Below are 24,386 nucleotides of genomic sequence, written 5' to 3'. Positions count from 1 at the left end.
GAGCGGCGTTGCCGGGCCGCTCCTGCAAACGATCACAGCGGCTTACACCTTGTGGTACAACTGGCTGCCTTCCTGGCGGAACCGTTCGGCCTGCTCGCGCATACCCTCCTCAACCGACACATCCACGGCATCGATGCGCAGGTTGGCGGCGTACTCCCGGACCTCCTGGGTGATTTTCATCGAGCAGAACTTCGGCCCGCACATCGAGCAGAAGTGCGCGACCTTGGCCGACTCCTTCGGCAGGGTTTCGTCGTGGAAGGCACGCGCGGTGTCAGGGTCCAGGCCCAGGTTGAACTGGTCCTCCCAGCGGAACTCGAAACGCGCCTTGGACAGGGCATTGTCACGGATCTGTGCGCCTGGGTGCCCCTTGGCAAGGTCGGCAGCATGCGCGGCGATCTTGTAAGTGATGATGCCGGTCTTGACGTCGTCCTTGTTCGGCAGGCCCAGGTGCTCCTTGGGCGTGACGTAGCACAGCATGGCGCAGCCGAACCAGCCGATCATGGCCGCGCCGATGCCCGAGGTGATGTGGTCGTAACCTGGCGCAATGTCAGTGGTCAGAGGGCCGAGGGTGTAGAACGGCGCCTCGTCGCAGCACTCCAGCTGCTTGTCCATGTTTTCCTTGATCAACTGCATCGGCACATGGCCAGGGCCTTCGATCATGCACTGCACGTCGTGCTTCCAGGCGATCTTGGTCAGCTCGCCAAGGGTTTCCAGCTCACCGAACTGCGCCGCGTCGTTGGCATCGGCAATCGAGCCTGGGCGTAGTCCGTCACCGAGCGAGAAGCTCACGTCGTAAGCCTTCATGATTTCGCAGATCTCATCGAAATGCGTGTACAGGAAGTTCTCCTGGTGATGCGCCAGGCACCACTTGGCCATGATCGACCCGCCGCGGCTGACGATACCGGTGACCCGCTTGGCGGTCAGTGGCACGTAGCGCAGCAGCACGCCAGCATGGATGGTGAAGTAGTCAACGCCCTGCTCTGCCTGCTCGATCAGCGTGTCGCGGAACAGCTCCCAGGTCAGGTCTTCGGCAACTCCGCCGACCTTTTCCAGGGCCTGGTAGATCGGTACGGTACCGATGGGTACCGGCGAGTTGCGGATGATCCACTCGCGGGTTTCGTGGATGTGCTTGCCGGTCGACAGGTCCATGACCGTGTCCGAGCCCCAGCGAATACCCCAGGTCAGCTTGGCCACTTCTTCTTCGATCGAGGAGCCTAAGGCGCTGTTGCCGATGTTGCCGTTGATCTTCACCAGGAAGTTGCGGCCGATGATCATCGGCTCCAGTTCCGTGTGGTTGATATTGGCCGGGATGATCGCGCGGCCGCGGGCGATCTCCTCGCGCACGAACTCGGCAGTGATCTCTTTGGGGATGTTGGCGCCGAAGCTGTGGCCGGCGTGCTGCTGCGTGAGCAGCCCAGCAGCGCGTGCCTCCTGCAGCTTCATGTTCTCGCGGATGGCGACGTACTCCATCTCTGCGGTGATGATGCCCTGGCGCGCGTAGTGCATCTGCGAGACGTTGGCGCCAGCCTTGGCGCGGCGCGGGTTGCGCACATGGTTGAAGCGCAGCTTGGCCAGTTCGGCGTCGTTCAGGCGTTGCTGGCCGAAATTCGAGCTCAGCCCACCCAGGCGCTCGGTATCGCCACGGGCGTCGATCCAGGTCGACCGCACATCGGCCAGGCCTTTGCGTACATCAATGATGACGTCGGGATCGGTATAGGGGCCGGAAGTGTCGTAGACCAGTACCGGCGCGTTGGCTTCGCCGCCGAAGTCGGTGGGGGTGTCGTGCAGACTGATTTCGCGCATCGGCACGCGGATGTCCGGGCGCGAGCCCTCGACATAGACCTTGCGCGAACGCGGGAAGGGTTGCACGGACTGCTGATCGACTTGCGCCGATTCGCTGAGGTTGATCGTTTTTTCTTGTTTGCTCATCACAGGCTCCAGACAGCTTCCTAGCGGTGGAATGTCGGGGAGAACCTGAAAGACGCGGACGCACCCCTTGGCGGGTATGCAGTGCCGGATACATGGAGTGCCTTGAGCTGCTTGCAGCTGCGACATTCCCGGACCTGGCACAAGAGGCTCTCCGGGAAGGCGAGCAATCTTGTTCCCTACGCAGGCGCTAACCTGATCAGGTTCAACGGGATCCGCACCTATGCGATCTCAGCCTTTGCTTCAAGGCACCCCGACAAGAACGTGCGCAGTCTAGACTGGAGTGGCCGGCAAAGCCAAGCGTGTAAAACGGGGGGATGATGAAAGGCACCGCCAACGATTGTTGCCAATTGCGCATGGCACTACACTGCCCCATCGCTCGATACTCAACAGTTCAGTAATTAAATTTCGTACAAGGATTGCCTCTATGCTGCGCAAACTCTCACTGGCGATTGCCGTGTCTTGTGCGTCCAACGGAGTGGCCTGGGCAGCGGATGTGCCCATGACGGTGAAGACTGATTTGGTCAGTGTCTACCAGGAAGCGGTCGACAACAACGCCGATCTTGCCGCCGCTCGCGCCGATTATGGCGCGCGCCGCGAAGTGGTGCCCCAGGCCCGCGCCGGCTTGCTGCCCAACCTGTCGGCAGGTGCCGAAATGATGAACACCCGCACCAAACTCGACGAACCCTCGATCACCTCGAACCGCAGCGGCAATTCCTGGAGCGCCACACTGGCGCAACCTGTCTTCCGCGCCGATCGCTGGTTCCAGTTGCAGGCCGCCGAGGCCGTCAACGAGCAGGCAGCGCTGGAGTTGTCTGCCACTGAGCAAAACCTGATCCTGCAGACCGCGCAAAGCTACTTTGCCGTGCTGCGTGCCCAGGACAACCTGGCAGCCACGAAAGCCGAAGAATCGGCCTTCAAGCGCCAGCTCGACCAGTCCAACGAACGTTTCGATGTCGGCCTGTCCGACAAGACCGACGTGCTGCAGTCCCAGGCCAGCTATGACACCGCCCGGGCCAACCGGATCATTGCCGAACGCCAGGTGCAGGATGCTTTCGAGGCTTTGGTGACCCTCACCAACCGCGAATACACCTCGATCCAGGGCGTTGTTCACACCTTGCCGATACAGGTGCCCACCCCCAACGACGCCAAGGCCTGGGTCGAGACTGCGGGGCGGCAGAACCTCAACCTGCTGGCAACCAACTACGCAGTCGATGCCGCCGAAGAAACCCTACGCCAGCGCAAGGCCGGCCACGCCCCGACCCTTGATGCGGTAGCCAAATACCAGAAAGGCGACAATGACAGCCTGGGCTTCTCCAACCCTTCGCAACTGGGCGTGCGCTACAGCGGTGACGTGGAGCAGACCAGCATCGGCCTGCAGCTGAACATCCCGATCTACAGCGGTGGCCTGACCAGCTCGCAAGTACGCGAGGCATACCAGCGCCTGAGCCAGAGCGAACAACAACGCGAGAGCCTGCGCCGCCAGGTGGTGGAGAACACACGCAACCTGCACCGTGCCGTGAATACCGATGTGGAGCAGGTGCAAGCGCGCAAGCAGTCGATCATTTCCAACCAGAGCGCGCTGGAAGCCACCGAGATCGGTTACCAGGTCGGCACCCGCAATATCGTCGACGTGCTCGATGCCCAGCGCCAGCTGTACACCTCGGTTCGCGACTACAACAACAGCCGGTACGACTACATTCTCGACAACCTCAGCCTGAAGCAAGCGGCTGGCACTTTGAGCCCACAGGACCTGATCGACCTCAAGCGGTACCTGAAGGCGGACTACAATCCGGACAAGGACTTCCTGCCACCGGACCTGGCGGCGGCAGCGGCGAAGAACTTCGAACGCAGGCCTTGAGGCAAGCGGTCACGGCAATCGTCGAAACAAAGCGTTCGAGGAGGCATTTCCCGATCCCCGACAATCCGCAAGACGCAAAAAAACCCAGGGCAAATGCCCTGGGTTTTTCGATAGAGCTGGACGTCTTACCGACCTGAGGTTGCTCAGAACGGAATATCGTCATCAAAGCTGTCAAAGTCAGCAGCCGGCTGCGGCGCAGGCTGTTGCGGCGCAGGGCGCTGCTGGGCCTGTTGCGGGCGTGGGGCCTGCTGACGTGGTGGCGCCTGGTTGTACTGTTGCTGCTGGCCACCCTGGTTGTAGTTGTTACCACCACCTTGGTTGTACTGGTCACCGCCACCTTGCTGGTTCTGCGGACGGCCGCCGAGCAACTGCATGGTGCCCTGCATGTCGACGATGATTTCGGTGGTGTAACGCTTGATGCCGTCTTTTTCCCACTCGCGGGTCTGCAGCTTGCCCTCGATGTACACCTGCGAACCCTTGCGCAGGTATTCGCCAGCGATTTCGGCAACCTTGCCGAACATCGACACACGGTGCCACTCGGTACGCTCGACCTTCTGGCCCGACTGCTTGTCGGTCCACTGCTCGCTGGTAGCCAGGCTCAGGTTGGTCACGGCGTTACCGTTGGGCAGGTAGCGGACTTCGGGATCCTGGCCACAGGTGCCGACCAGAATGACTTTGTTAACCCCACGGGCCATAACGTTCTCCTAGGCTTCGCACGCCGAAGAGGCTGGGTTCACCAGACGCTCGAGGGTCGCACGGTCCAAAATTTTCGTATCCAGTTTGATATAGATGGCAGCTTCTTCTGCCACCACAACGGCGTCGGTCACACCCGGCACGGCCATCAGGCGCTCGGTCAGGCCGGCTTCCCGGACTGCCTCAGGCGTCAGCGGCATGCGCAGGCTGGTCACATACGGCGGCTCGTTCATGCGTAACGCAACCACCAGCCATACGGCACACAGCACCGCGCAACCGAGGAACACCGTGTTCAGCCCACCGTGCTGGAACAGCCAGCCGCCAAGGATCCCACCCAGCGCAGCACCAAGGAACTGGCTGGTGGAATACACCCCCATCGCCGTCCCCTTGCCGCCAGCAGGCGACACCTTGCTAACCAGCGACGGCAGCGATGCCTCCAGCAGGTTGAATGCAGTAAAGAATACCACGGTGCCAATCACCAGTCCGCGCAAGTTGTCAGCCCACTGCCAGAAGAACACCTCCACCAGCAGCAACACACTGACCGCTCCGGCCAATACGCGTTTCATCTTGCGCTTTTTTTCGCCGTAGATGATGAAAGGGACCATTGCAAAAAATGAGATGAACAGCGCAGTCAGGTACACCCACCAGTGCTCTTCCTTGGGCAAGCCACCGCGCTCGACGAAGGCCAGAGGCAGCGCAACGAAGCTCGCCATGAGGATCGCGTGGAGGATGAAGATGCCGGCGTCCAGGCGCAGAAGGTCCGGATGGCGCAGGGTTGGACCGAGTGCCTGGCGCGCCACACCCGATTCGCGGTGCTGCAAGGTGCTGTGGGTGTTGGGCACGATGAAGGCGATCAGCAAAATGCCTACCAGGGCAAGTCCTGCCGTGGCGAGGAACAATCCTGACAGGCCGAAGGCGCTGGTGAGAAGTGGGCCAACGACCATCGCCACAGCGAACGACAGGCCGATGCTCATGCCGATCATGGCCATGGCCTTGGTACGGTGCTGCTCACGGGTCAGGTCGGACAGCAGCGCCATGACTGCGGCGGAAATCGCCCCGGCGCCCTGCAGAATTCGCCCGGCAATCACACCCCAGATGGAGTCGGCCTGAGCCGCCAGTACACTGCCCAAAGCGAAGATCACCAGGCCCAGATAGATCACCGGACGGCGGCCGATGCGATCGGAAATCATCCCGAAAGGGATTTGAAAAAACGCCTGGGTCAGGCCATAGGCACCGATGGCCAGGCCGATCAGCGCGGGCGTGGCACCGGCCAGGTCCATGCCGTAGGTGGCCAGCACCGGCAAGACCATGAACATGCCCAGCATACGAAAGGCAAAGACCAGGGCCAGGCCGCCAGCGGCGCGCGTTTCGCTGCCACTCATGCGCTCGTTGTGGGTGTCGTGCATGGATTAACCTCGTGTGAACCGGCGGCGATTCTATCAGTCCGACAGCTTGACGGCATCTACGTGACGCTTTGCCGCGTACTGGCAGCGCCCCGTATACTTCCTTGTTTATGCCCGCCAAGCGAGGCCGCAGTGGACAAGATCCTTATTCGTGGGGCACGTACCCACAACCTGAAGAACATCGACCTGACCCTGCCGCGGGACAAGCTGATCGTGATCACCGGCTTGTCCGGGTCCGGGAAGTCTTCCCTGGCATTCGATACCTTGTATGCCGAGGGTCAGCGCCGCTATGTGGAATCGCTGTCAGCCTACGCCCGGCAATTCCTGTCGATGATGGAAAAACCTGACGTCGACACGATCGAAGGCCTGTCGCCTGCCATCTCCATCGAGCAGAAGTCGACTTCGCACAACCCGCGCTCGACGGTAGGCACCATCACCGAAATCTACGACTACCTGCGCCTGCTTTATGCCCGCGTGGGTACTCCGCGCTGCCCGGACCACGACATTCCGCTGGAGGCGCAGACCGTCAGCCAGATGGTCGACCTGGTGCTGGAGCGCCCGGAAGGCAGCAAGCTGATGCTGCTGGCTCCGGTAGTGCGCGAGCGCAAGGGTGAGCACCTGGCCGTGTTCGACGAACTGCGTGCCCAAGGCTTCGTTCGGGCACGCGTCAACGGCAAGCTCTACGAACTCGACGAACTGCCCAAGCTGGACAAGCAGAAGAAACACAGCATCGATGTGGTGGTGGACCGTTTCAAGGTCCGCGCCGATCTGCAACAACGCCTTGCCGAGTCATTCGAGACCGCCCTCAAGCTGGCCGACGGCATCGCCCTGGTTGCCCCGATGGACGATGAAGAAGGCGAAGAGACGATCTTCTCCGCTCGTTTCGCCTGCCCGGTCTGCGGCCATGCGATCAGCGAACTGGAGCCCAAGCTGTTTTCGTTCAACAACCCGGCCGGCGCCTGTCCGACCTGCGATGGCCTGGGGGTAAAGCAATTTTTCGATATCAAGCGCCTGGTCAACAGCGAGTTGACATTGGCCGAGGGCGCTATCCGCGGCTGGGATCGGCGTAACGTCTACTACTTCCAGATGCTGGGTTCGCTGGCAGCGCATTATGGGTTCAGCCTCGAGGAACCGTTCGGCGAGCTGTCGGCCGAGCACCAGAAGGTAATCCTGCAAGGCAGTGGCAAGCAGAGCGTTGACTTCAAGTACCTGAACGACCGTGGCGACATCGTCAAGCGTTCGCACCCGTTCGAAGGGATCGTGCCCAACCTGGAGCGGCGCTACCGCGAAACCGAGTCGGCCACGGTGCGTGAGGAGCTGGCCAAGTTCCTCGGCACCCAGCCCTGCCCCGACTGCCGCGGCACTCGCCTTCGCCGGGAAGCACGGCATGTCTGGGTTGGCGAAAAAACCCTGCCGGCGGTGACCAACCTGCCTATCGGTGAAGCCAGCAGCTACTTCGGTGAGCTGACCCTGACCGGGCGTCGCGGTGAAATTGCGGCAAAGATCCTCAAAGAAATCTGCGAACGCCTGCAGTTTCTGGTCAACGTTGGCCTGGATTACCTTACCCTGGATCGCAGTGCCGACACCTTGTCCGGCGGCGAAGCACAGCGGATCCGCCTGGCCAGCCAGATTGGTGCGGGGCTGGTCGGGGTGATGTATATCCTTGATGAACCGTCCATCGGTCTTCATCAACGCGACAACGACCGCCTGCTCGCCACCCTCAACCACCTGCGCGACCTGGGTAACACCGTGATCGTGGTCGAGCACGACGAAGACGCCATTCGCCTGGCTGACTACGTGGTGGACATCGGCCCAGGTGCCGGCGTACACGGTGGCCAGATCGTTGCCGAGGGTACGCCGCAAGAAGTCATGGCCCATCCCGACTCGCTGACCGGGAAGTACCTGTCCGGCCGCAAGAAAATCGCCGTCCCTGCCAAACGCACGCCCCGCGACAAAAAGCTGTCCCTCAAGCTCAAAGGCGCGCGAGGCAACAACCTGCAGAACGTTGACCTGGAAATCCCGATCGGCCTGCTGACCTGCGTGACTGGCGTATCCGGCTCGGGCAAGTCGACGTTGATCAACAACACGCTGTATCCCCTGGCCGCTACCGCCCTCAACGGTGCGAGCAGCCTGGAAGCCGCACCGCATAGCAACATGGATGGCCTGCAGCACCTGGACAAGGTCGTCGATATCGACCAGAGCCCGATCGGCCGCACACCGCGTTCGAACCCGGCGACCTATACCGGCATCTTCACCCCGATTCGTGAGCTGTTTTCCGGCGTGCCGGAATCGCGCTCACGCGGCTACGGCCCGGGGCGTTTCTCGTTCAACGTCAAGGGCGGCCGTTGCGAGGCGTGCCAGGGCGATGGGCTGATCAAGGTGGAAATGCACTTCCTGCCGGACATCTACGTGCCGTGCGACGTGTGCAAGAGCAAGCGCTACAACCGCGAAACCCTGGAGATCAAATACAAAGGCAAGAACATCCACGAGGTCCTGGAAATGACCATCGAGGATGCGCGCGAATTCTTCGATGCAGTGCCGGCGCTGGCGCGCAAGCTGCAAACCTTGATGGATGTAGGCCTGTCTTACATCAAGCTGGGCCAGTCGGCGACCACGCTGTCGGGGGGTGAAGCGCAAAGGGTCAAGCTCTCACGCGAGCTGTCCAAACGCGATACTGGCAAGACCCTGTACATCCTTGACGAGCCGACCACGGGCCTGCACTTCGCCGATATTCAGCAGTTGCTGGACGTCTTGCACCGCCTGCGCGACCACGGCAACACGGTGGTGGTCATCGAGCACAACCTCGATGTGATCAAGACCGCGGACTGGTTGGTCGACCTGGGCCCAGAGGGTGGCTCGAAGGGTGGGCAAATTATTGCCAGCGGTACCCCGGAGGAACTGGCCAAGATGAAGCAGTCGTACACAGGGCACTACCTGAAACCGCTTCTGGAGCGTGACCGGGCCTGATCTGGTAGCCCATGAAAAAGCCCCAGGCACGGATGGTGCCTGGGGCTCTTTTTTATCTGTGGATAACTTACATCTGCGACTGCAGGTAGTTTTCCAGGCCGATGGCCTTGATCAGGCCCTGCTGCTTTTCAAGCCAGTAGGTGTGATCTTCTTCGGTATCGGCCAGCTGCGCACGCAGGATATCGCGACTGATGTAGTCCTTGTGCAGCTCACACAGCTCGATGCCTTTGCACAAGGCGGCACGAACCTTGTACTCGAGCTTGAGGTCCGCTTCGATCATTTCCGGCACAGTGCTACCCACTTCCAGGTCATCCGCGCGCATGTCGGGGGTGCCTTCGAGCATGAGGATACGCCGCATCAGCGCATCGGCGTGCTGGGTTTCCTCTTCCATCTCATGGTTGATGCGTTCGTAGAGCTTGGACAGGCCCCAGTCTTCGTACATGCGCGAGTGAATGAAGTACTGGTCGCGTGCGGCCAGTTCGCCCTTCAGCAACGTGACGAGATAATTGATTACGTCCGGGTGACCTTGCATCGCCCTGATTCTCCGTGTGGATACGTCTAATGAGACATAGTTTGAACCAGGAATTGCCCACGGTCACTGAAAAATGCGCAATCAGGGGCAAAAAATCAGGTAAACAGTAGTGATATTCATTGAAAAACCGCCCAAATGAGGGCGGTTCTTCTTATCACTTCGAGTTAGGCGAGATTCACGCCCAATGCCTTGGCAATGCCTTCACCATAGGCCGGATCAGCCATGAAGAAGTACTGCAGTTGACGTTGAATGACATCTTGACTGACACCTGCCATGGTTCCGACGATATTGCTGATCAGCAGTGCCTTTTGTTCATGGTTCATCAAGCGGAACAGTGCACCGGCGTGGCTGTAGTAGTCATTGTCTTCACGGTGATCGTAGCGGTCCGCAGCGCCTTTGAGGGCCAATGCAGGTTCGCCATGGCCAGGCGACTGCTTAGGCGCATCGCCATAGCTGTTGGGCTCGTAATTGGGTGCACTGCCATAGCTACCAAACGCCATCGATCCATCACGCTGGTAGCTATTGACCGGGCAGCGTGGCGCGTTGACCGGCAACTGCTGGTGGTTGGTGCCCACACGGTACCGGTGCGCATCGGCATAGGCGAAAACGCGGCCCTGCAGCATGCGGTCTGGGGACAGCCCAACGCCCGGCACCATGTTGCTCGGGCCAAACGCAGCCTGCTCGACTTCAGCGAAATAGTTGAGCGGGTTACGGTTGAGCTCCAGGACACCCACCTCGATCAACGGATAGTCCTTCTGCGACCAGGTCTTGGTCACATCGAACGGATTTTCTTCGCGGCTGGCTGCCTCCTCCTCGGTCATGACCTGAATGCACACGGTCCAACGGGGGTAGTCTGCGCGCTCAATGGCCTCGAACAGGTCACGCTGGGCGTAGTCAGGGTCTGTACCCGCCAGGCGCGCAGCGTCGGCTGGCGTAAGATTCTTGATACCTTGCTGGGTCTTGAAGTGCCATTTGACCCATGTGCGCTCGCCGGTAGCGCTGATCAAGCTATAGGTGTGGCTGCCGAAGCCGTGCATGTGCCGGTAGCCGTCCGGAATGCCGCGATCGGAGAACAGGATGGTGACCTGGTGCAGCGCCTCAGGCGAGTGCGACCAGAAATCCCACATCATCTGAGCGTTCTTCAGGTTTGATTGCGGATGGCGCTTCTGGGTGTGGATGAAATCCGGGAACTTGAGCGGATCGCGGATGAAGAAAACCGGCGTGTTGTTGCCGACGATGTCCCAATTGCCTTCCTCGGTGTAAAACTTTACCGCAAAGCCGCGAGGATCACGCTCGGTGTCAGCCGAACCACGCTCGCCGCCGACGGTGGAAAAGCGCAGGAAGGTTTCCGTCTGCTTACCAATCGTGTCGAACAGCTTGGCCTTGGTGTACCGAGTGATGTCGTGGGTGACGGTAAACGTGCCATAGGCTCCCGAGCCTTTGGCATGCACACGCCGCTCAGGAATGTTCTCACGGTTGAAGTGAGCGAGCTTCTCGATCAGGTGGAAATCGTCGAGCAACAACGGGCCGCGCGGGCCAGCAGAGCGGGAATTCTGATTGTCAGCTACGGGGGCACCGCTGGCGGTGGTGAGAATCTTGCTCATGGGCTCTCCATATCGGTTTTGAACTGCCGGCGAATCGGCTTGGATAGGAGTATCGACGAGCGGTCGATTCAGAACAAATTCATTGCACGTGTCGTATCGATAGAAAAAAACAATTCCTATGAAAACAAAAAACCGGGCACTAGGCCCGGTTTTTTGTAGCAGACAGAACGTCTTACTCGGCAGCTTCTACAGCACCACCGACTGGACGATCAACCAGCTCGACGTACGCCATAGGCGCGTTGTCGCCAGCGCGGAAACCGCACTTCAGGATGCGCAGGTAGCCGCCCTGACGGGTGGCGTAACGCTTGCCCAGATCGTTGAACAGTTTGCCAACAGCGGACTTCGAACGGGTACGGTCGAAGGCCAGACGGCGGTTAGCAACGCTGTCTTCCTTGGCCAGGGTGATCAGCGGCTCGGCAACGCGGCGCAGTTCCTTGGCTTTCGGCAGGGTGGTTTTGATCAGCTCGTGCTCGATCAGCGACACAGCCATGTTCTGGAACATAGCTTTGCGGTGAGAGCTGGTACGGCTCAGGTGACGTCCACTTTTACGATGACGCATGATTCATTCCTTACCAAACACTACGTTCGGTGATTACGACGATCAGGCGGTCGCCTTGTCGTCTTTCTTAAGACTTGCAGGCGGCCAGTTGTCGAGGCGCATGCCGAGAGACAGACCACGAGAGGCCAGCACGTCCTTGATTTCAGTCAGGGACTTCTTGCCCAGGTTAGGAGTCTTCAACAGCTCTACTTCGGTACGCTGAATCAGGTCGCCGATGTAGTAGATGTTCTCCGCCTTGAGGCAGTTGGCCGAACGTACAGTCAGTTCCAGGTCGTCAACCGGACGTAGCAGGATCGGATCGATCTCGTCTTCCTGCTCGACTACGACAGGCTCGCTGTCACCTTTGAGGTCGACGAACGCGGCCAACTGCTGTTGCAGGATGGTCGCAGCGCGGCGGATAGCCTCTTCAGGATCCAGGGTGCCGTTGGTTTCCAGATCAATGACCAGCTTGTCCAGGTTGGTACGCTGTTCAACACGGGCGTTCTCGACCACATAGGCGATACGACGCACCGGGCTGAACGAAGCGTCCAGCTGCAGACGGCCAATGCTACGGCTTTCGTCTTCGTCGGTTTGACGGGAGTCAGCCGGCTCGTAACCGCGACCACGAGCTACAGTGAGCTTCATGTTCAGGGCGCCGTTGGACGCCAGGTTCGCGATTACGTGATCGGGGTTGACGATCTCGACATCGTGATCCAGCTGAATATCGGCAGCGGTAACCACCCCCGAACCCTTTTTCGACAAGGTCAGCGTAACTTCGTCACGACCGTGCAGTTTGATAGCCAGACCTTTAAGGTTCAACAGGATTTCAATTACGTCTTCCTGTACACCTTCGATCGCGGAGTACTCATGGAGTACGCCATCGATCTCGGCCTCGACTACTGCACAGCCAGGCATGGAGGACAACAGGATGCGGCGCAGCGCGTTGCCCAGGGTATGGCCGAAGCCACGCTCGAGAGGCTCGAGCGTGATCTTGGCGCGGGTCGGACTGACTACCTGCACATCAATATGGCGGGGAGTCAGGAACTCATTTACCGAAATCTGCATGGATGCACCTATTTTCTAGCCCTTACTTGGAGTAGAGCTCGACAATCAGGTTTTCGTTGATGTCGGCAGAGAGGTCGCCGCGAGCAGGAACGTTCTTGAAAACGCCCGACTTCTTAGCGGAATCTACGTCTACCCACTCAACGCGGCCACGCTGGGCGCACAGTTCAAGGGCTTGAACAATGCGCAGCTGGTTCGACGACTTCTCGCGAACCGCGACCACGTCACCCGGACGAACTTGGTAGGATGGAATGTTTACAGTCTTACCGTTGACGCTGATCGCTTTGTGCGAAACCAGCTGACGGGACTCGGAACGAGTCGAGCCGAAGCCCATACGGTAGACGACGTTATCCAGACGGCACTCGAGCAGTTGCAGGAGGTTCTCACCGGTTGCGCCTTTTTTCGAGGCAGCAGCTTGGTAGTAACCGCGGAACTGACGCTCCAGAACACCGTAGATACGACGGACTTTTTGTTTCTCGCGCAGCTGGGTACCGTAGTCGGACTGACGGCCACGGCGCTGGCCGTGGATACCTGGGGCTGCTTCGATGTTGCACTTCGATTCCAGAGCGCGAACGCCGCTCTTCAGGAACAGGTCGGTGCCTTCACGACGAGACAGTTTGCATTTTGGACCAATGTAACGTGCCATTCTTCTGTCTCCTGATTACACGCGGCGCTTCTTCGGCGGACGGCACCCGTTGTGCGGGATTGGCGTCACGTCGGTGATGCTGGCGATCTTGTAGCCGCAGCTGTTCAATGCACGAACGGCGGACTCACGACCTGGACCTGGACCCTTGACGTTTACGTCGAGGTTCTTAAGACCGTATTCCAGCGCAGCTTGACCAGCACGCTCAGCAGCGATCTGAGCTGCGAACGGGGTGGATTTGCGCGAACCACGGAAACCCGAGCCACCGGAGGTCGCCCAGGACAAAGCATTGCCCTGACGGTCGGTGATGGTCACGATGGTGTTGTTGAAAGACGCATGGATGTGGGCGATGCCATCAACCACTGTCTTTTTGACTTTCTTACGAGGACGAGCAGCAGGTTTTGCCATGTCTATATTCCTGGGCGATTACTTGCGGATCGGCTTACGCGGGCCCTTACGGGTGCGTGCGTTGGTCTTGGTGCGCTGACCGCGAACCGGCAGACCTTTACGATGACGCAGGCCGCGGTAGCAACCCAGGTCCATCAAGCGCTTGATCTTCATGTTGACGTCACGACGCAGGTCACCTTCGGTGGTGAACTTCGCAACTTCGCCACGCAGGGTTTCGATTTGCTCGTCGCTCAGATCCTTGATCTTAGCGGCTGGATTTACACCAGCATCTGCACAGATCTTCTGTGCAGTTGTGCGACCGACACCATAGATGTAGGTCAGCGAGATAACAGTATGCTTGTTATCTGGAATGTTGACGCCTGCAATACGGGCCATTCAGTGGGACTCCAATTGACAGCTACCTACGCCCCGGAAGCCAAGAAATAGGGCGCGAGATAATATCGCTGTAGAAACGAATAATCAACCCAGCAGCACACTAGCTGCTGGGTTTGAAACGCAGATCACACTCAGCCTTGGCGCTGTTTGTGACGCGGTTCCGCGCTGCAGATCACTCGTACGACGCCTTCGCGACGGATGATCTTGCAGTTGCGGCACAGCTTTTTCACCGATGCACGAACTTTCATTACCGACTCCTCGAACCTTAGGGGCGTATCAGCGCAGCAAACCGCTGCCACCGTAGCCTTTCAGGTTGGCTTTCTTCATCAGGGATTCGTACTGGTGCGAAACGAGGTGCGATTGTACTTGGGACATGAAGTCCATCACAACCACTACCACAATCAGCAACGAGGTCCCGCCAAGGTAGAACGGCACATTTGCTGCCACCACCAGGAACTGGGGCAGAAGGCAGACGGCCATCATGTAAAGAGCACCGAACATGGTCAAACGAGTCAGAACGCCATCAATGTAGCGCGCCGACTGCTCACCAGGACGGATACCCGGAATAAAGGCACCGGACTTCTTCAGGTTTTCCGCTACGTCTTTCGGGTTGAACATCAACGCTGTGTAGAAGAAGCAGAAGAAAATGATCCCTGCACTAACAGCAGAATGTTCAACGGCTGACCAGGAGCGATCGACTGCGAGATGTCCTGCAGCCAGCCCATACCTTCGGACTGACCGAACCAGGCACCCAGCGAAGCCGGGAACAGCAGAATGCTGCTCGCGAAAATGGCTGGGATAACCCCCGCCATGTTCACTTTCAGCGGCAAGTGGCTGGTCTGCGCCGCAAAGACCTTTCGGCCCTGCTGACGCTTGGCGTAGTGAACGGCGATACGACGCTGACCACGCTCAATGAACACCACAAAGCCGATAATCGCTACTGCCAGCAAACCGATAGCGACCAGGGCGAAAATGTTGATATCGCCTGTGCGCGCAGACTCGAAAGACTGCCCGATTGCTCTCGGAAGACCGGCAACGATACCTGCGAAGATCAACATCGAGATACCGTTGCCCACACCGCGCTCGGTGATCTGCTCACCCAGCCACATCATGAACATCGCGCCTGCCACAAACGTGGAAACCGCGACGACATGGAAGCCAAGGCCCGCAGAAAACGCCACGCCCTGGTTGGCCAGGCCAATGGACATGCCAATGGCTTGAACCAGCGCCAGAATAACGGTGCCGTAGCGGGTGTACTGGCTGATCTTGCGACGGCCAGCTTCACCTTCCTTCTTCAACTGCTCCAGTTGCGGGCTGACCGCCGTCATCAGCTGCATGATGATCGATGCCGAGATGTACGGCATGATCCCCAATGCAAAGATGCTCATGCGCTCGAGCGCGCCACCGGAAAACATGTTGAACAAGCTAAGAATGGTCCCCTCATTCTGCCGAAACAGATCCGCCAGACGGTCCGGATTGATGCCTGGAACCGGGATATGCGCACCTATCCGATAGACGATGATCGCCATGAACAGAAAGCGCAGACGAGCCCAGAGTTCCGACATCCCGCCCTTACCGAGCGAAGAGAGAGCACCTTGCTTAGCCATTTATTCCTCGAATTTGCCGCCAGCTGCTTCGATAGCCGCACGCGCACCCTTGGTGGCTGCGATACCCTTGATGGTGACTGCGCGAGTAACTTCGCCAGACAGCATGATTTTCACACGCTGAATGTGCTGGTTGATCACGTTGGCATCCTTCAGGGATTGCACGGAGATCACGTCGCCTTCCACTTTAGCCAGTTCGGACAGACGCACTTCTGCGCGATCCATGGCTTTCAGGGAAACGAAGCCGAACTTCGGCAGGCGACGGTGCAGCGGCTGTTGACCGCCTTCGAAGCCCGGAGCGATCGAACCACCCGAACGGGAGGTCTGACCTTTGTGGCCTCGGCCGCCGGTCTTACCCAGACCGCTACCGATACCACGACCCGGACGATGCTTTTCGCGACGGGAACCCGGCGCTGGACTCAGATCATTGAGTTTCATCGATTAACCCTCGACGCGCAGCATGTAGTAAGCCTTGTTGATCATCCCGCGGTTCTCGGGAGTATCCTGGACTTCTACAGTGTGACCGATGCGACGCAGACCCAGACCTTTAACGCACAGTTTGTGGTTAGGGATACGGCCCGAGACGCTCTTGATCAGCGTTACTTTTACGGTTGCCATGATCAGAAGATCTCCTCAACGCTCTTGCCGCGCTTGGCAGCAATGGACTCAGGAGATTGCATGGCTTTCAGACCCTTGAAGGTGGCGTAAACCACGTTCACTGGGTTGGTCGAACCGTAGCACTTGGCCAGGACGTTCTGAACACCAGCAACTTCCAGGACAGCACGCATGGCGCCGCCGGCGATGATACCGGTACCTTCCGAAGCAGGCTGCATGTAAACCTTCGAGGCGCCGTGGGCGGCCTTGGTGGCGTACTGCAGGGTGGTGCCCTTCAGGTCAACCTGGATCATGTTGCGACGAGCAGCTTCCATGGCTTTCTGGATCGCGGCAGGTACTTCGCGCGATTTGCCACGGCCGAAGCCGACGCGACCTTTACCGTCACCCACCACGGTCAGCGCGGTGAAGGTGAAGATACGGCCGCCTTTAACGGTTTTAGCTACGCGGTTAACTTGAACCAGCTTCTCGATGTAGCCTTCGTCGCGCTTTTGATCGTTATTTGCCATAACTTAGAACTCCAGCCCGCCTTCACGAGCAGCATCAGCCAGCGCTTTGACGCGGCCATGGTACTTGAAGCCGGAACGGTCAAAGGCAACTTGAGATACACCGGCGGCTTTCGCACGCTCAGCTACCAGCTTGCCAACCTTAGTGGCCGCGTCGATGTTGCCAGTGGCGCCATCACGCAGGTCTTTGTCCAAGGTCGAGGCGCTTGCCAAAACCTTGCTGCCGTCGGCCGAAATGACCTGGGCGTAGATGTGCTGCGAGGAGCGGAACACGCACAGGCGCACGACTTCGAGTTCGTGCATCTTGAGACGTGCTTTGCGAGCGCGACGCAGTCGAGTAACTTTTTTGTCGGTCATTTGCTAGGCCCTACTTCTTCTTGGCTTCTTTACGACGGACTACTTCGTCCGCGTAACGCACACCCTTGCCTTTGTAAGGCTCTGGTGGACGGAAGTCGCGGATTTCAGCGGCCACCTGACCTACCAGCTGCTTGTCGATACCCTTGATCAGGATGTCGGTTTGGCTGGGAGTTTCAGCAGTGATACCGGCTGGCAGTTCGTAGTCCACTGGATGCGAGAAGCCCAGAGCCAGGTTCAGGACGGTGCCTTTGGCCTGTGCCTTGTAACCAACACCGACCAGCTGGAGCTTGCGCTCAAAGCCTTGGCTTACGCCCTGGACCATGTTGTTGACCAGAGCACGGGTAGTACCGGCCATGGCGCGAGCTTGCTGATCACCGTTGCGAGCGACGAAACGCAGTTCGCCGGACTCTTCGGTAACTTCAACAGACGAGTGAACGTTCAGTTCGAGAGTGCCTTTGGCACCCTTCACCGAAAGCTGCTGACCGGCGAATTTGACTTCGACACCAGCTGGCAGCTTAACGGGGTTCTTAGCGACGCGAGACATGCCTATCTCCCCTTAGAACACTGTGCACAGAACTTCGCCGCCGACACCGGCAGCGCGCGCAGCGCGGTCAGTCATCACACCTTTGTTGGTGGAGACGATAGACACGCCCAGGCCGCCACGAACTTTCGGCAGGTCTGTGACGGACTTGTACTGGCGCAGGCCAGGACGGCTGGAACGCTTCAGTTCCTCGATGACCGGACGGCCTTCGAAGTACTTGAGTTCGATCGACAGGGACGGCTTGGCCTCACCAGTAACCTGGTAGCCAGCGATGTAACCTTCGTCTTTCAGAACTTTGGCAACCGCGACCTTCAGAGTGGAGGAAGGCATGCTTACGACGGACTTTTCAGCCATCTGGGCATTACGGATGCGAGTTAGCATGTCCGCTAACGGGTCCTGCATACTCATGGGCTAGATGCTCCTGATACAAGAATTATTAGCCTTGCGGCTATCACAACCACCCAAGCAGGCAGGGTAAAACCCCAGGCTCAGGTGAGCCGGTCATTCTAGACACAAGACAGAAACGAAACAAGCCCCATGAGGGGCTTGTTTGTTGGCGAGAACACCGGCGGTCGGAAGATCACTCCCCTTCCGCCAGCGTCACGCCTACAGCGATTACCAGGAGGCCTTGACCAGACCTGGTACGTCACCGCGCATTGCCGCTTGACGCAGCATGTTACGGCCCAGGCCGAACTTACGGTAAACACCGTGAGGACGACCGGTCAGGCGGCAACGGTTGCGCAGACGCGCAGCGCTAGCATCACGTGGCTGCTTCTGCAGAGCGACAACGGCAGCGAAACGCTCTTCAGGAGAGGCGTTCAGATTGACGATGGTCGCTTTCAGCTCAGCACGCTTTTTGGCGAACTTGGCTACCGTGAGCTGACGCTTCAGCTCGCGGTTTTTCATGCTCTTCTTGGCCATTTTCCTACTCCAATCAGTTGCGGAACGGGAATTTGAATGCACGCAGCAGAGCGCGGCCTTCGTCATCCGAACGAGCAGTGGTGGTCAGGGTGATGTCCAAACCGCGCAGAGCATCGATCTTGTCGTAATCGATTTCCGGGAAGATGATCTGCTCTTTCACGCCCATGCTGTAGTTGCCACGACCATCGAAGGACTTGGCATTCAGACCGCGGAAGTCGCGGACCCGAGGCAGGGAGATCGCCAGCAGGCGGTCCAGGAATTCGTACATCTTTTCGCGACGCAGGGTCACCTTGACACCGATCGGCCATCCTTCACGGACTTTGAAGCCCGCGATGGATTTACGAGCGAAAGTCACAACCGGCTTTTGACCGGTGATCTTTTCCAGGTCGGCAACAGCGTGCTCGATGACTTTCTTGTCGCCGATCGCTTCGCCCAGCCCCATGTTCAGGGTGATCTTGGTAACGCGCGGAACTTCCATCACGTTCGACAGCTTAAGTTCTTCCTTAAGCTTAGGAGCGATTTCGTTCCGGTAAATCTCTTTCAGTCGTGCCATGGTCTTCTACCTAGCAGTGTTCAAGCATCAACCTCTTTTTGGGTCGACTTGAAGACACGAATTTTCTTACCGTCTTCTACTTTGAAACCAACGCGGTCAGCCTTGTTGGTTTCGCCATTGAAGATGGCAACGTTGGAAGCGTGCAGAGGCGCTTCTTTTTCGACGATACCGCCCTGAACGCCCGCCATCGGGTTAGGCTTGGTATGACGCTTGACCAGGTTCACACCACCAACGACCAGACGGTCGTCAGCGAGAACCTTCAGCACCTTACCGCGCTTACCTTTGTCTTTTCCGGCGATCACGATGATCTCGTCGTCACGACGAATCTTTTGCATGTCGGATCTCCTTACAGCACTTCAGGGGCGAGCGAGACGATCTTCATGAACTTCTCAGTACGAAGTTCACGGGTCACTGGCCCGAAGATGCGAGTGCCGATCGGCTCTTGCTTGGTGTTCAGCAGAACAGCAGCGTTGCCGTCGAAACGAATGATGGAACCGTCAGCGCGACGTACACCGTGACGGGTACGGACGACAACAGCGGTCATCACCTGGCCTTTTTTGACCTTACCGCGCGGAATTGCTTCCTTGACGGTTACTTTGATGATGTCACCGATGCCGGCGTAACGGCGGTGCGAACCGCCGAGCACCTTGATGCACATGACGCGACGAGCGCCGCTGTTATCGGCCACATCGAGCATGGATTGAGTCTGAATCATAAAATTTCTCCGACCCCTAGCCCTTAGACTTCAACAGCGCGTTCGAGGACTTCAACCAGTGCCCAGGACTTGGTCTTGGCCAGCGGACGGGTTTCACGGATGGAAACCTTGTCGCCGATTTTGCACTGGTTGGATTCGTCGTGCGCGTGCAGCTTAGTCGAACGCTTAACGTATTTACCGTAGATCGGGTGCTTGACGCGACGCTCGATCAGAACGGTGATGGTCTTGTCCATTTTGTCGCTGACGACACGGCCAGTCAGCGTACGGACGGTTTTTTCAGCTTCAGCCATGATCACTTACCTGCCTGCTGGTTAAGCACAGTTTTCACGCGAGCGATGTCACGCTTAACTTGCGAGAGCAGGTGCGACTGCCCCAACTGGCCAGTTGCCTTCTGCATACGCAGATTGAACTGGTCGCGCAGCAAGCCGAGCAGTTGCTCATTCAGTTGCTGTGCAGATTTTTCACGAAGTTCATTCGCTTTCATCACATCACCGTCCGCTTAACAAAGGAGGTGGCGAGAGGCAGCTTTGCAGCAGCCAGGGCGAAAGCTTCGCGCGCCAGCTCTTCAGAAACACCCTCGATCTCGTACAGGACTTTGCCTGGCTGGATCTGGGCAACCCAGTATTCCACGGAACCCTTACCTTTACCCATACGAACCTCGAGAGGCTTCTTGGAGATCGGCTTGTCCGGGAAGACACGGATCCAGATCTTACCGCCACGCTTAACGTGACGGGTCAGAGCACGACGTGCCGACTCGATCTGGCGGGCGGTGAGGCGACCGCGAGCAACAGCTTTCAAGGCGAACTCGCCGAAGCTGACTTTGCTACCGCGCAGTGCCAGACCACGGTTGTGGCCGGTCATCTGCTTGCGGAATTTTGTACGCTTTGGTTGCAACATTTGGCGTACCCCTTACTTAGCAGCTTTTTTACGAGGCGCTGGTGCTTGTGGTTTCAGTTCTTCTTGGCGACCACCAATAACTTCGCCTTTGAAGATCCAAACCTTCACACCGATCACACCGTAAGTGGTGTGAGCTTCGTAGGTGTTGTAGTCGATATCGGCACGCAGGGTGTGCAGAGGCACACGCCCTTCGCGATACCACTCGGTACGAGCAATCTCAGCACCGCCGAGACGACCGCTCACCTGGATCTTGATGCCCTTGGCACCAATACGCATGGCGTTCTGTACGGCGCGCTTCATGGCGCGACGGAACATTACGCGGCGTTCCAGCTGCTGAGCTACGCTCTGCGCAACCAGCATAGCGTCGAGTTCCGGCTTGCGGATCTCTTCGATGTTGATGTGCACAGGCACACCCATCTGCTTGGTCAGGTCCTGACGCAGCTTCTCGACATCTTCACCTTTCTTACCGATAACGATACCGGGACGAGCGGTGTGGATGGTGATGCGTGCAGTTTGAGCCGGACGATGAATATCGATACGGCTTACGGACGCGCTTTTTAGTTTGTCTTGGAGGTACTCACGCGTTTTCAGATCCTTCAAGAGGTAATCTGCGTAAGTAGCACCGTCTGCGTACCAGACGGAGGTGTGCTCCTTGACGATTCCCAGGCGAATGCCAGTGGGATGTACTTTCTGACCCATCTGATCGACTCCGTTACTTGTCCGCAACCTTGACAGTGATATGGCAAGACAGCTTGACGATGCGATCAGCACGGCCTTTGGCACGTGGCATGATGCGCTTCAGCGAACGCCCTTCGTTGACGAAGACGGTGGAGACCTTCAGGTCATCAACGTCTGCGCCTTCGTTGTGTTCGGCGTTGGCAACGGCCGACTCGAGGACTTTCTTCATGATTTCAGCGGCTTTTTTGCTGCTGAAGGCCAACAGGTTGAGCGCTTCGCCCACCTTCTTCCCGCGGATCTGGTCGGCGACCAAGCGGGCTTTCTGGGCGGAGATGCGAGCGCCCGACAACTTAGCGGCTACTTCCATTTCCTTACCCCTTAACGCTTGGCTTTCTTGTCAGCCACGTGCCCGCGATAGGTGCGGGTACCGGCGAACTCGCCCAGTTTGTGGCCGACCATGTCTTCGTTCACGAGAACTGGGACATGCTGGCGACCGTTGTGAACCGCGATGGTCAGACCGACCATTTGTGGCAGGATCATCGAACGACGCGACCAGGTTTTAACTGGCTTGCGATCATTCTTCTCCACCGCCACTTCGACCTTCTTCAGCAGGTGAAGATCGATAAAAGGACCTTTTTTCAGAGAACGTGGCACTGTCGTATCCCTCTAGTTACTTGCGACGACGGACGATCATGTTGTCGGTACGCTTATTACCACGGGTTTTAGCACCCTTGGTTGGGAAGCCCCATGGCGATACCGGATGACGACCACCGGAGGTACGACCTTCACCACCACCATGTGGGTGGTCAACCGGGTTCATGGCAACACCACGAACGGTTGGGCGAACGCCGCGCCAGCGTTTGGCACCAGCTTTACCCAGACATCGCAGGCTTAGCTCGGAGTTCGAGACTTCGCCCAGGGTCGCACGGCACTCAGCCAGTACTTTACGCATCTCACCGGAACGCAGACGCAGAGTCACGTAGACGCCTTCACGAGCGATCAGCTGAGCCGAAGCACCAGCGGAACGAGCGATCTGAGCACCTTTACCCGGCTTCAGTTCGATGCCGTGAATGGTGCTACCTACTGGGATATTGCGCAGCTGCAGGGAGTTACCGGCCTTGATTGGGGCCAGAGCACCTGCGATCAGCTGGTCGCCAGCACTCACGCCTTTAGGGGCGATGATGTAGCGACGCTCACCGTCTGCGTAGCACAGCAGGGCGATGTGAGCAGTACGGTTTGGATCGTATTCGATACGCTCGACAGTGGCTGGAATGCCATCTTTGTCGTTGCGACGGAAGTCGACCAGACGGTAATGCTGCTTATGACCACCACCAACGTGACGAGTGGTAATGCGGCCATTGTTGTTACGACCACCAGACTTCGATTTCTTCTCGAGCAGCGGTGCGTGAGGAGCGCCTTTGTGCAGCTCCTGGTTGACCGGCTTGACCACGAAACGGCGGCCAGGGCAAGTCGGTTTGCATTTAACGATTGCCATGATGCACCCCTTCCTTACTCAGCACTGCTGCTGAAATCGAGATCTTGGCCTGGCTGAAGGGAGACGATCGCCTTCTTCCAGTCATTACGCTTGCCCAGACCACGTGCGGTACGCTTGGTTTTACCCAGAACGTTAACAGTCGACACGTTTTCAACTTTTACGTTGAACAGGCCTTCGACAGCTTTCTTGATTTCCAGCTTGGTTGCGTCAGTAGCAACCTTGAATACGAACTGGCCTTTTTTCTCAGCCAGAACGGTAGCCTTCTCGGAAACGTGCGGGCCAAGGAGGACTTTAAATACGCGTTCCTGGTTCATCCCAGCAGCTCCTCGAATTTCTTCACGGCCGAGACAGTGATCAACACTTTCTCGTATGCGATCAGACTGACCGGGTCGGAACCTTGAACGTCACGTACATCGACGTGCGGCAGGTTACGAGCAGCCAGGTACAGGTTCTGATCAACAGCGTCCGAAACGATCAGAACGTCGCTCAGACCCATGCCGTTCAGCTTGTTCAGCAGATCTTTGGTTTTCGGTGCTTCAACAGCGAAGTCCTGAACCACGACCAGACGGTCGCTACGCACCAGCTCAGCGAGGATGGAGCGCAGAGCTGCGCGATACATCTTCTTGTTGAGCTTCTGCGAGTGATCCTGAGGACGAGCTGCGAAGGTTACACCACCGCCACGCCAGATCGGACCACGAGTGGTACCAGCACGAGCACGGCCAGTACCCTTCTGACGCCATGGGCGCTTACCGCCACCAGCCACGTCGGAACGGGTCTTTTGCTGCTTGGTGCCCTGACGGCCGCCGGCCATGTAGGCCACGACTGCTTGGTGTACCAGCGTCTCGTTGAATTCGCCACCGAAAGTCAGTTCGGAAACTTCGATCGCCTGAGCGTCATTTACATTAAGTTGCATGTCAGTTTCCCCTTAACCGCGAGCCTTGACAGCTGGACGTACAACCACGTCGCCGCCAGTAGCGCCAGGAACGGCACCCTTGACCAGCAGCAGGTTGCGCTCAGCGTCTACGCGAACTACTTCCAGGGACTGAACAGTCACGCGCTCGGCGCCCATGTGACCGGACATTTTCTTGCCCTTGAACACACGACCAGGAGTCTGGCACTGGCCGATGGAGCCTGGGACACGGTGCGACACGGAGTTACCGTGGGTGTTGTCCTGGCCACGGAAGTTCCAGCGCTTGATGGTACCGGCAAAGCCTTTACCTTTGGACTGACCAGTAACGTCTACCAGCTGGCCTGCAGTGAAGAGTTCAGCTTTGATCGAGTCGCCAGCCTGGAACTCGCCTTCTTCAAGACGGAACTCCCAGACACCGCGACCAGCGGCAACGTTGGCCTTGGCGAAGTGACCTGCCTGAGCGGCAGTCACACGCGAAGCACGACGCTCGCCGACAGTGACTTGCACTGCACGGTAGCCATCGGTTTCTTCAGTTTTGAACTGGGTGACGCGATTCGGCTCGATCTCAATGACCGTGACCGGAAT

General features: G+C 58.2%; 33 protein-coding genes, 1 pseudogene and 1 riboswitch. Of the genes and pseudogenes, 2 read left to right on the top strand and 32 right to left on the bottom strand.

Features of this window, described 5'->3' with window-relative positions; translation table 11 throughout:
* Window positions 1–42 precede the first annotated feature (42 nt).
* On the bottom strand, window positions 43–1,929 hold the full coding sequence (gene thiC / locus ACIPZC_RS22890; protein WP_400629715.1) for a phosphomethylpyrimidine synthase ThiC: 1,887 nt from the start codon (window positions 1,927–1,929) through the stop codon (window positions 43–45).
* Window positions 1,930–2,085: 156 nt separating this feature from the next.
* A riboswitch (TPP riboswitch) is annotated at window positions 2,086–2,192 on the bottom strand.
* 161 nt (window positions 2,193–2,353) lie between these two features.
* On the opposite strand from thiC, the gene ACIPZC_RS22885 reads away from it, so the two are divergent.
* Window positions 2,354–3,787, top strand: a complete 1,434-nt coding sequence (locus ACIPZC_RS22885) for a TolC family outer membrane protein (protein WP_400629713.1) — start codon at window positions 2,354–2,356, stop codon at window positions 3,785–3,787.
* Window positions 3,788–3,930: 143 nt separating this feature from the next.
* Here the strand turns inward: ACIPZC_RS22885 and ACIPZC_RS22880 are convergent, their stop codons facing one another.
* Window positions 3,931–4,482 (bottom strand): single-stranded DNA-binding protein, encoded by a 552-nt coding sequence (locus ACIPZC_RS22880; protein ID WP_012316509.1) that lies wholly within the window; start codon window positions 4,480–4,482, stop codon window positions 3,931–3,933.
* A gap of 9 nt (window positions 4,483–4,491) precedes the next feature.
* Entirely contained in the window at window positions 4,492–5,886 is a 1,395-nt protein-coding gene (locus ACIPZC_RS22875; protein ID WP_241806273.1) for an MFS transporter, read from the bottom strand.
* A 129-nt stretch (window positions 5,887–6,015) separates the two neighbouring features.
* Between ACIPZC_RS22875 and uvrA the strand changes: the two genes are divergently transcribed.
* Window positions 6,016–8,850, top strand: a complete 2,835-nt coding sequence (uvrA, locus tag ACIPZC_RS22870; protein ID WP_241806274.1) for an excinuclease ABC subunit UvrA — start codon at window positions 6,016–6,018, stop codon at window positions 8,848–8,850.
* A 67-nt stretch (window positions 8,851–8,917) separates the two neighbouring features.
* Here uvrA and bfr read toward each other — a convergent pair whose 3' ends face one another.
* The 29 genes and pseudogenes from bfr to rplC all read right to left on the bottom strand — a co-directional run.
* The gene (bfr, locus tag ACIPZC_RS22865; protein WP_012316512.1) at window positions 8,918–9,382 is read right to left on the bottom strand and encodes a bacterioferritin; all 465 of its coding nucleotides are present in this window, start codon (window positions 9,380–9,382) and stop codon (window positions 8,918–8,920) included.
* Between the two features lie 164 nt (window positions 9,383–9,546).
* Window positions 9,547–10,986 carry a catalase gene (locus ACIPZC_RS22860; protein ID WP_400629710.1) on the bottom strand — a complete coding sequence of 480 codons (1,440 nt, stop codon included), beginning with the start codon at window positions 10,984–10,986 and terminating at the stop codon, window positions 9,547–9,549.
* 172 nt (window positions 10,987–11,158) lie between these two features.
* Window positions 11,159–11,545, bottom strand: a complete 387-nt coding sequence (gene rplQ, locus ACIPZC_RS22855; RefSeq protein WP_003255451.1) for a 50S ribosomal protein L17 — start codon at window positions 11,543–11,545, stop codon at window positions 11,159–11,161.
* 42 nt (window positions 11,546–11,587) lie between these two features.
* A complete protein-coding gene (locus ACIPZC_RS22850; protein ID WP_003255452.1) occupies window positions 11,588–12,589 on the bottom strand; it encodes a DNA-directed RNA polymerase subunit alpha in 1,002 nt (333 codons plus the stop codon).
* 22 nt (window positions 12,590–12,611) lie between these two features.
* Window positions 12,612–13,232: a 30S ribosomal protein S4 gene (gene rpsD, locus ACIPZC_RS22845; RefSeq protein ID WP_012316514.1), complete on the bottom strand. Its 621-nt coding sequence runs from the start codon at window positions 13,230–13,232 to the stop codon at window positions 12,612–12,614.
* A gap of 15 nt (window positions 13,233–13,247) precedes the next feature.
* On the bottom strand, window positions 13,248–13,637 hold the full coding sequence (rpsK, locus tag ACIPZC_RS22840) for a 30S ribosomal protein S11 (RefSeq protein WP_003255454.1): 390 nt from the start codon (window positions 13,635–13,637) through the stop codon (window positions 13,248–13,250).
* Between the two features lie 18 nt (window positions 13,638–13,655).
* Entirely contained in the window at window positions 13,656–14,012 is a 357-nt protein-coding gene (gene rpsM, locus ACIPZC_RS22835) for a 30S ribosomal protein S13 (protein WP_012316515.1), read from the bottom strand.
* 131 nt (window positions 14,013–14,143) lie between these two features.
* Window positions 14,144–14,260 (bottom strand): 50S ribosomal protein L36, encoded by a 117-nt coding sequence (gene rpmJ / locus ACIPZC_RS22830; protein WP_002555468.1) that lies wholly within the window; start codon window positions 14,258–14,260, stop codon window positions 14,144–14,146.
* A 28-nt stretch (window positions 14,261–14,288) separates the two neighbouring features.
* Window positions 14,289–15,619, bottom strand: a pseudogene (gene secY / locus ACIPZC_RS22825) (preprotein translocase subunit SecY).
* Entirely contained in the window at window positions 15,620–16,054 is a 435-nt protein-coding gene (rplO, locus tag ACIPZC_RS22820; RefSeq protein ID WP_003255461.1) for a 50S ribosomal protein L15, read from the bottom strand.
* Between the two features lie 3 nt (window positions 16,055–16,057).
* The gene (gene rpmD / locus ACIPZC_RS22815) at window positions 16,058–16,234 is read right to left on the bottom strand and encodes a 50S ribosomal protein L30 (protein WP_008089798.1); all 177 of its coding nucleotides are present in this window, start codon (window positions 16,232–16,234) and stop codon (window positions 16,058–16,060) included.
* A 2-nt stretch (window positions 16,235–16,236) separates the two neighbouring features.
* The gene (gene rpsE / locus ACIPZC_RS22810) at window positions 16,237–16,737 is read right to left on the bottom strand and encodes a 30S ribosomal protein S5 (RefSeq protein ID WP_003255465.1); all 501 of its coding nucleotides are present in this window, start codon (window positions 16,735–16,737) and stop codon (window positions 16,237–16,239) included.
* 3 nt (window positions 16,738–16,740) lie between these two features.
* Window positions 16,741–17,091 (bottom strand): 50S ribosomal protein L18, encoded by a 351-nt coding sequence (rplR, locus tag ACIPZC_RS22805; protein ID WP_008089801.1) that lies wholly within the window; start codon window positions 17,089–17,091, stop codon window positions 16,741–16,743.
* 10 nt (window positions 17,092–17,101) lie between these two features.
* Window positions 17,102–17,635 carry a 50S ribosomal protein L6 gene (gene rplF / locus ACIPZC_RS22800; RefSeq protein ID WP_009681972.1) on the bottom strand — a complete coding sequence of 178 codons (534 nt, stop codon included), beginning with the start codon at window positions 17,633–17,635 and terminating at the stop codon, window positions 17,102–17,104.
* A 12-nt stretch (window positions 17,636–17,647) separates the two neighbouring features.
* Complete coding sequence (gene rpsH / locus ACIPZC_RS22795) at window positions 17,648–18,040, bottom strand: 30S ribosomal protein S8 (protein WP_008089805.1); 393 nt, start codon at window positions 18,038–18,040, stop codon at window positions 17,648–17,650.
* Window positions 18,041–18,247: 207 nt separating this feature from the next.
* Window positions 18,248–18,553, bottom strand: a complete 306-nt coding sequence (gene rpsN / locus ACIPZC_RS22790; RefSeq protein ID WP_012316516.1) for a 30S ribosomal protein S14 — start codon at window positions 18,551–18,553, stop codon at window positions 18,248–18,250.
* Window positions 18,554–18,566: 13 nt separating this feature from the next.
* Window positions 18,567–19,106 (bottom strand): 50S ribosomal protein L5, encoded by a 540-nt coding sequence (rplE, locus tag ACIPZC_RS22785; RefSeq protein WP_012316517.1) that lies wholly within the window; start codon window positions 19,104–19,106, stop codon window positions 18,567–18,569.
* A 20-nt stretch (window positions 19,107–19,126) separates the two neighbouring features.
* A complete protein-coding gene (gene rplX, locus ACIPZC_RS22780) occupies window positions 19,127–19,441 on the bottom strand; it encodes a 50S ribosomal protein L24 (RefSeq protein WP_400629705.1) in 315 nt (104 codons plus the stop codon).
* Window positions 19,442–19,452: 11 nt separating this feature from the next.
* Entirely contained in the window at window positions 19,453–19,821 is a 369-nt protein-coding gene (rplN, locus tag ACIPZC_RS22775) for a 50S ribosomal protein L14 (RefSeq protein WP_008089810.1), read from the bottom strand.
* 23 nt (window positions 19,822–19,844) lie between these two features.
* A complete protein-coding gene (gene rpsQ / locus ACIPZC_RS22770; protein WP_008089812.1) occupies window positions 19,845–20,111 on the bottom strand; it encodes a 30S ribosomal protein S17 in 267 nt (88 codons plus the stop codon).
* Window positions 20,112–20,113: 2 nt separating this feature from the next.
* Complete coding sequence (gene rpmC / locus ACIPZC_RS22765; protein ID WP_002555481.1) at window positions 20,114–20,305, bottom strand: 50S ribosomal protein L29; 192 nt, start codon at window positions 20,303–20,305, stop codon at window positions 20,114–20,116.
* A complete protein-coding gene (gene rplP / locus ACIPZC_RS22760; protein WP_003255479.1) occupies window positions 20,305–20,718 on the bottom strand; it encodes a 50S ribosomal protein L16 in 414 nt (137 codons plus the stop codon). Before rplP ends, rpmC begins: the two co-directional genes overlap by 1 nt.
* 12 nt (window positions 20,719–20,730) lie before the next feature.
* Complete coding sequence (rpsC, locus tag ACIPZC_RS22755) at window positions 20,731–21,417, bottom strand: 30S ribosomal protein S3 (RefSeq protein ID WP_003255481.1); 687 nt, start codon at window positions 21,415–21,417, stop codon at window positions 20,731–20,733.
* Between the two features lie 13 nt (window positions 21,418–21,430).
* Window positions 21,431–21,763 carry a 50S ribosomal protein L22 gene (rplV, locus tag ACIPZC_RS22750; protein ID WP_400629703.1) on the bottom strand — a complete coding sequence of 111 codons (333 nt, stop codon included), beginning with the start codon at window positions 21,761–21,763 and terminating at the stop codon, window positions 21,431–21,433.
* Window positions 21,764–21,774: 11 nt separating this feature from the next.
* On the bottom strand, window positions 21,775–22,050 hold the full coding sequence (gene rpsS, locus ACIPZC_RS22745) for a 30S ribosomal protein S19 (RefSeq protein WP_003255482.1): 276 nt from the start codon (window positions 22,048–22,050) through the stop codon (window positions 21,775–21,777).
* Window positions 22,051–22,066: 16 nt separating this feature from the next.
* A complete protein-coding gene (rplB, locus tag ACIPZC_RS22740) occupies window positions 22,067–22,891 on the bottom strand; it encodes a 50S ribosomal protein L2 (protein ID WP_400629700.1) in 825 nt (274 codons plus the stop codon).
* Window positions 22,892–22,905: 14 nt separating this feature from the next.
* A complete protein-coding gene (rplW, locus tag ACIPZC_RS22735; protein ID WP_003255484.1) occupies window positions 22,906–23,205 on the bottom strand; it encodes a 50S ribosomal protein L23 in 300 nt (99 codons plus the stop codon).
* Window positions 23,202–23,804 (bottom strand): 50S ribosomal protein L4, encoded by a 603-nt coding sequence (gene rplD, locus ACIPZC_RS22730; protein WP_003255485.1) that lies wholly within the window; start codon window positions 23,802–23,804, stop codon window positions 23,202–23,204. The genes rplW and rplD overlap by 4 nt, the downstream gene beginning before the upstream one ends.
* Window positions 23,805–23,816: 12 nt before the next feature.
* On the bottom strand, window positions 23,817–24,386 hold a 570-nt coding region (gene rplC / locus ACIPZC_RS22725), incomplete at its 5' end, for a 50S ribosomal protein L3 (protein ID WP_400629698.1).

The sequence above is a fragment of the Pseudomonas sp. NPDC089743 genome, from assembly GCF_044748785.1.
Lineage (GTDB): Bacteria > Pseudomonadota > Gammaproteobacteria > Pseudomonadales > Pseudomonadaceae > Aquipseudomonas > Aquipseudomonas putida_X.
The sequence above is the reverse complement of the archived record's forward strand: the minus strand, read 5'-3'. Positions and strand labels throughout refer to the sequence as shown.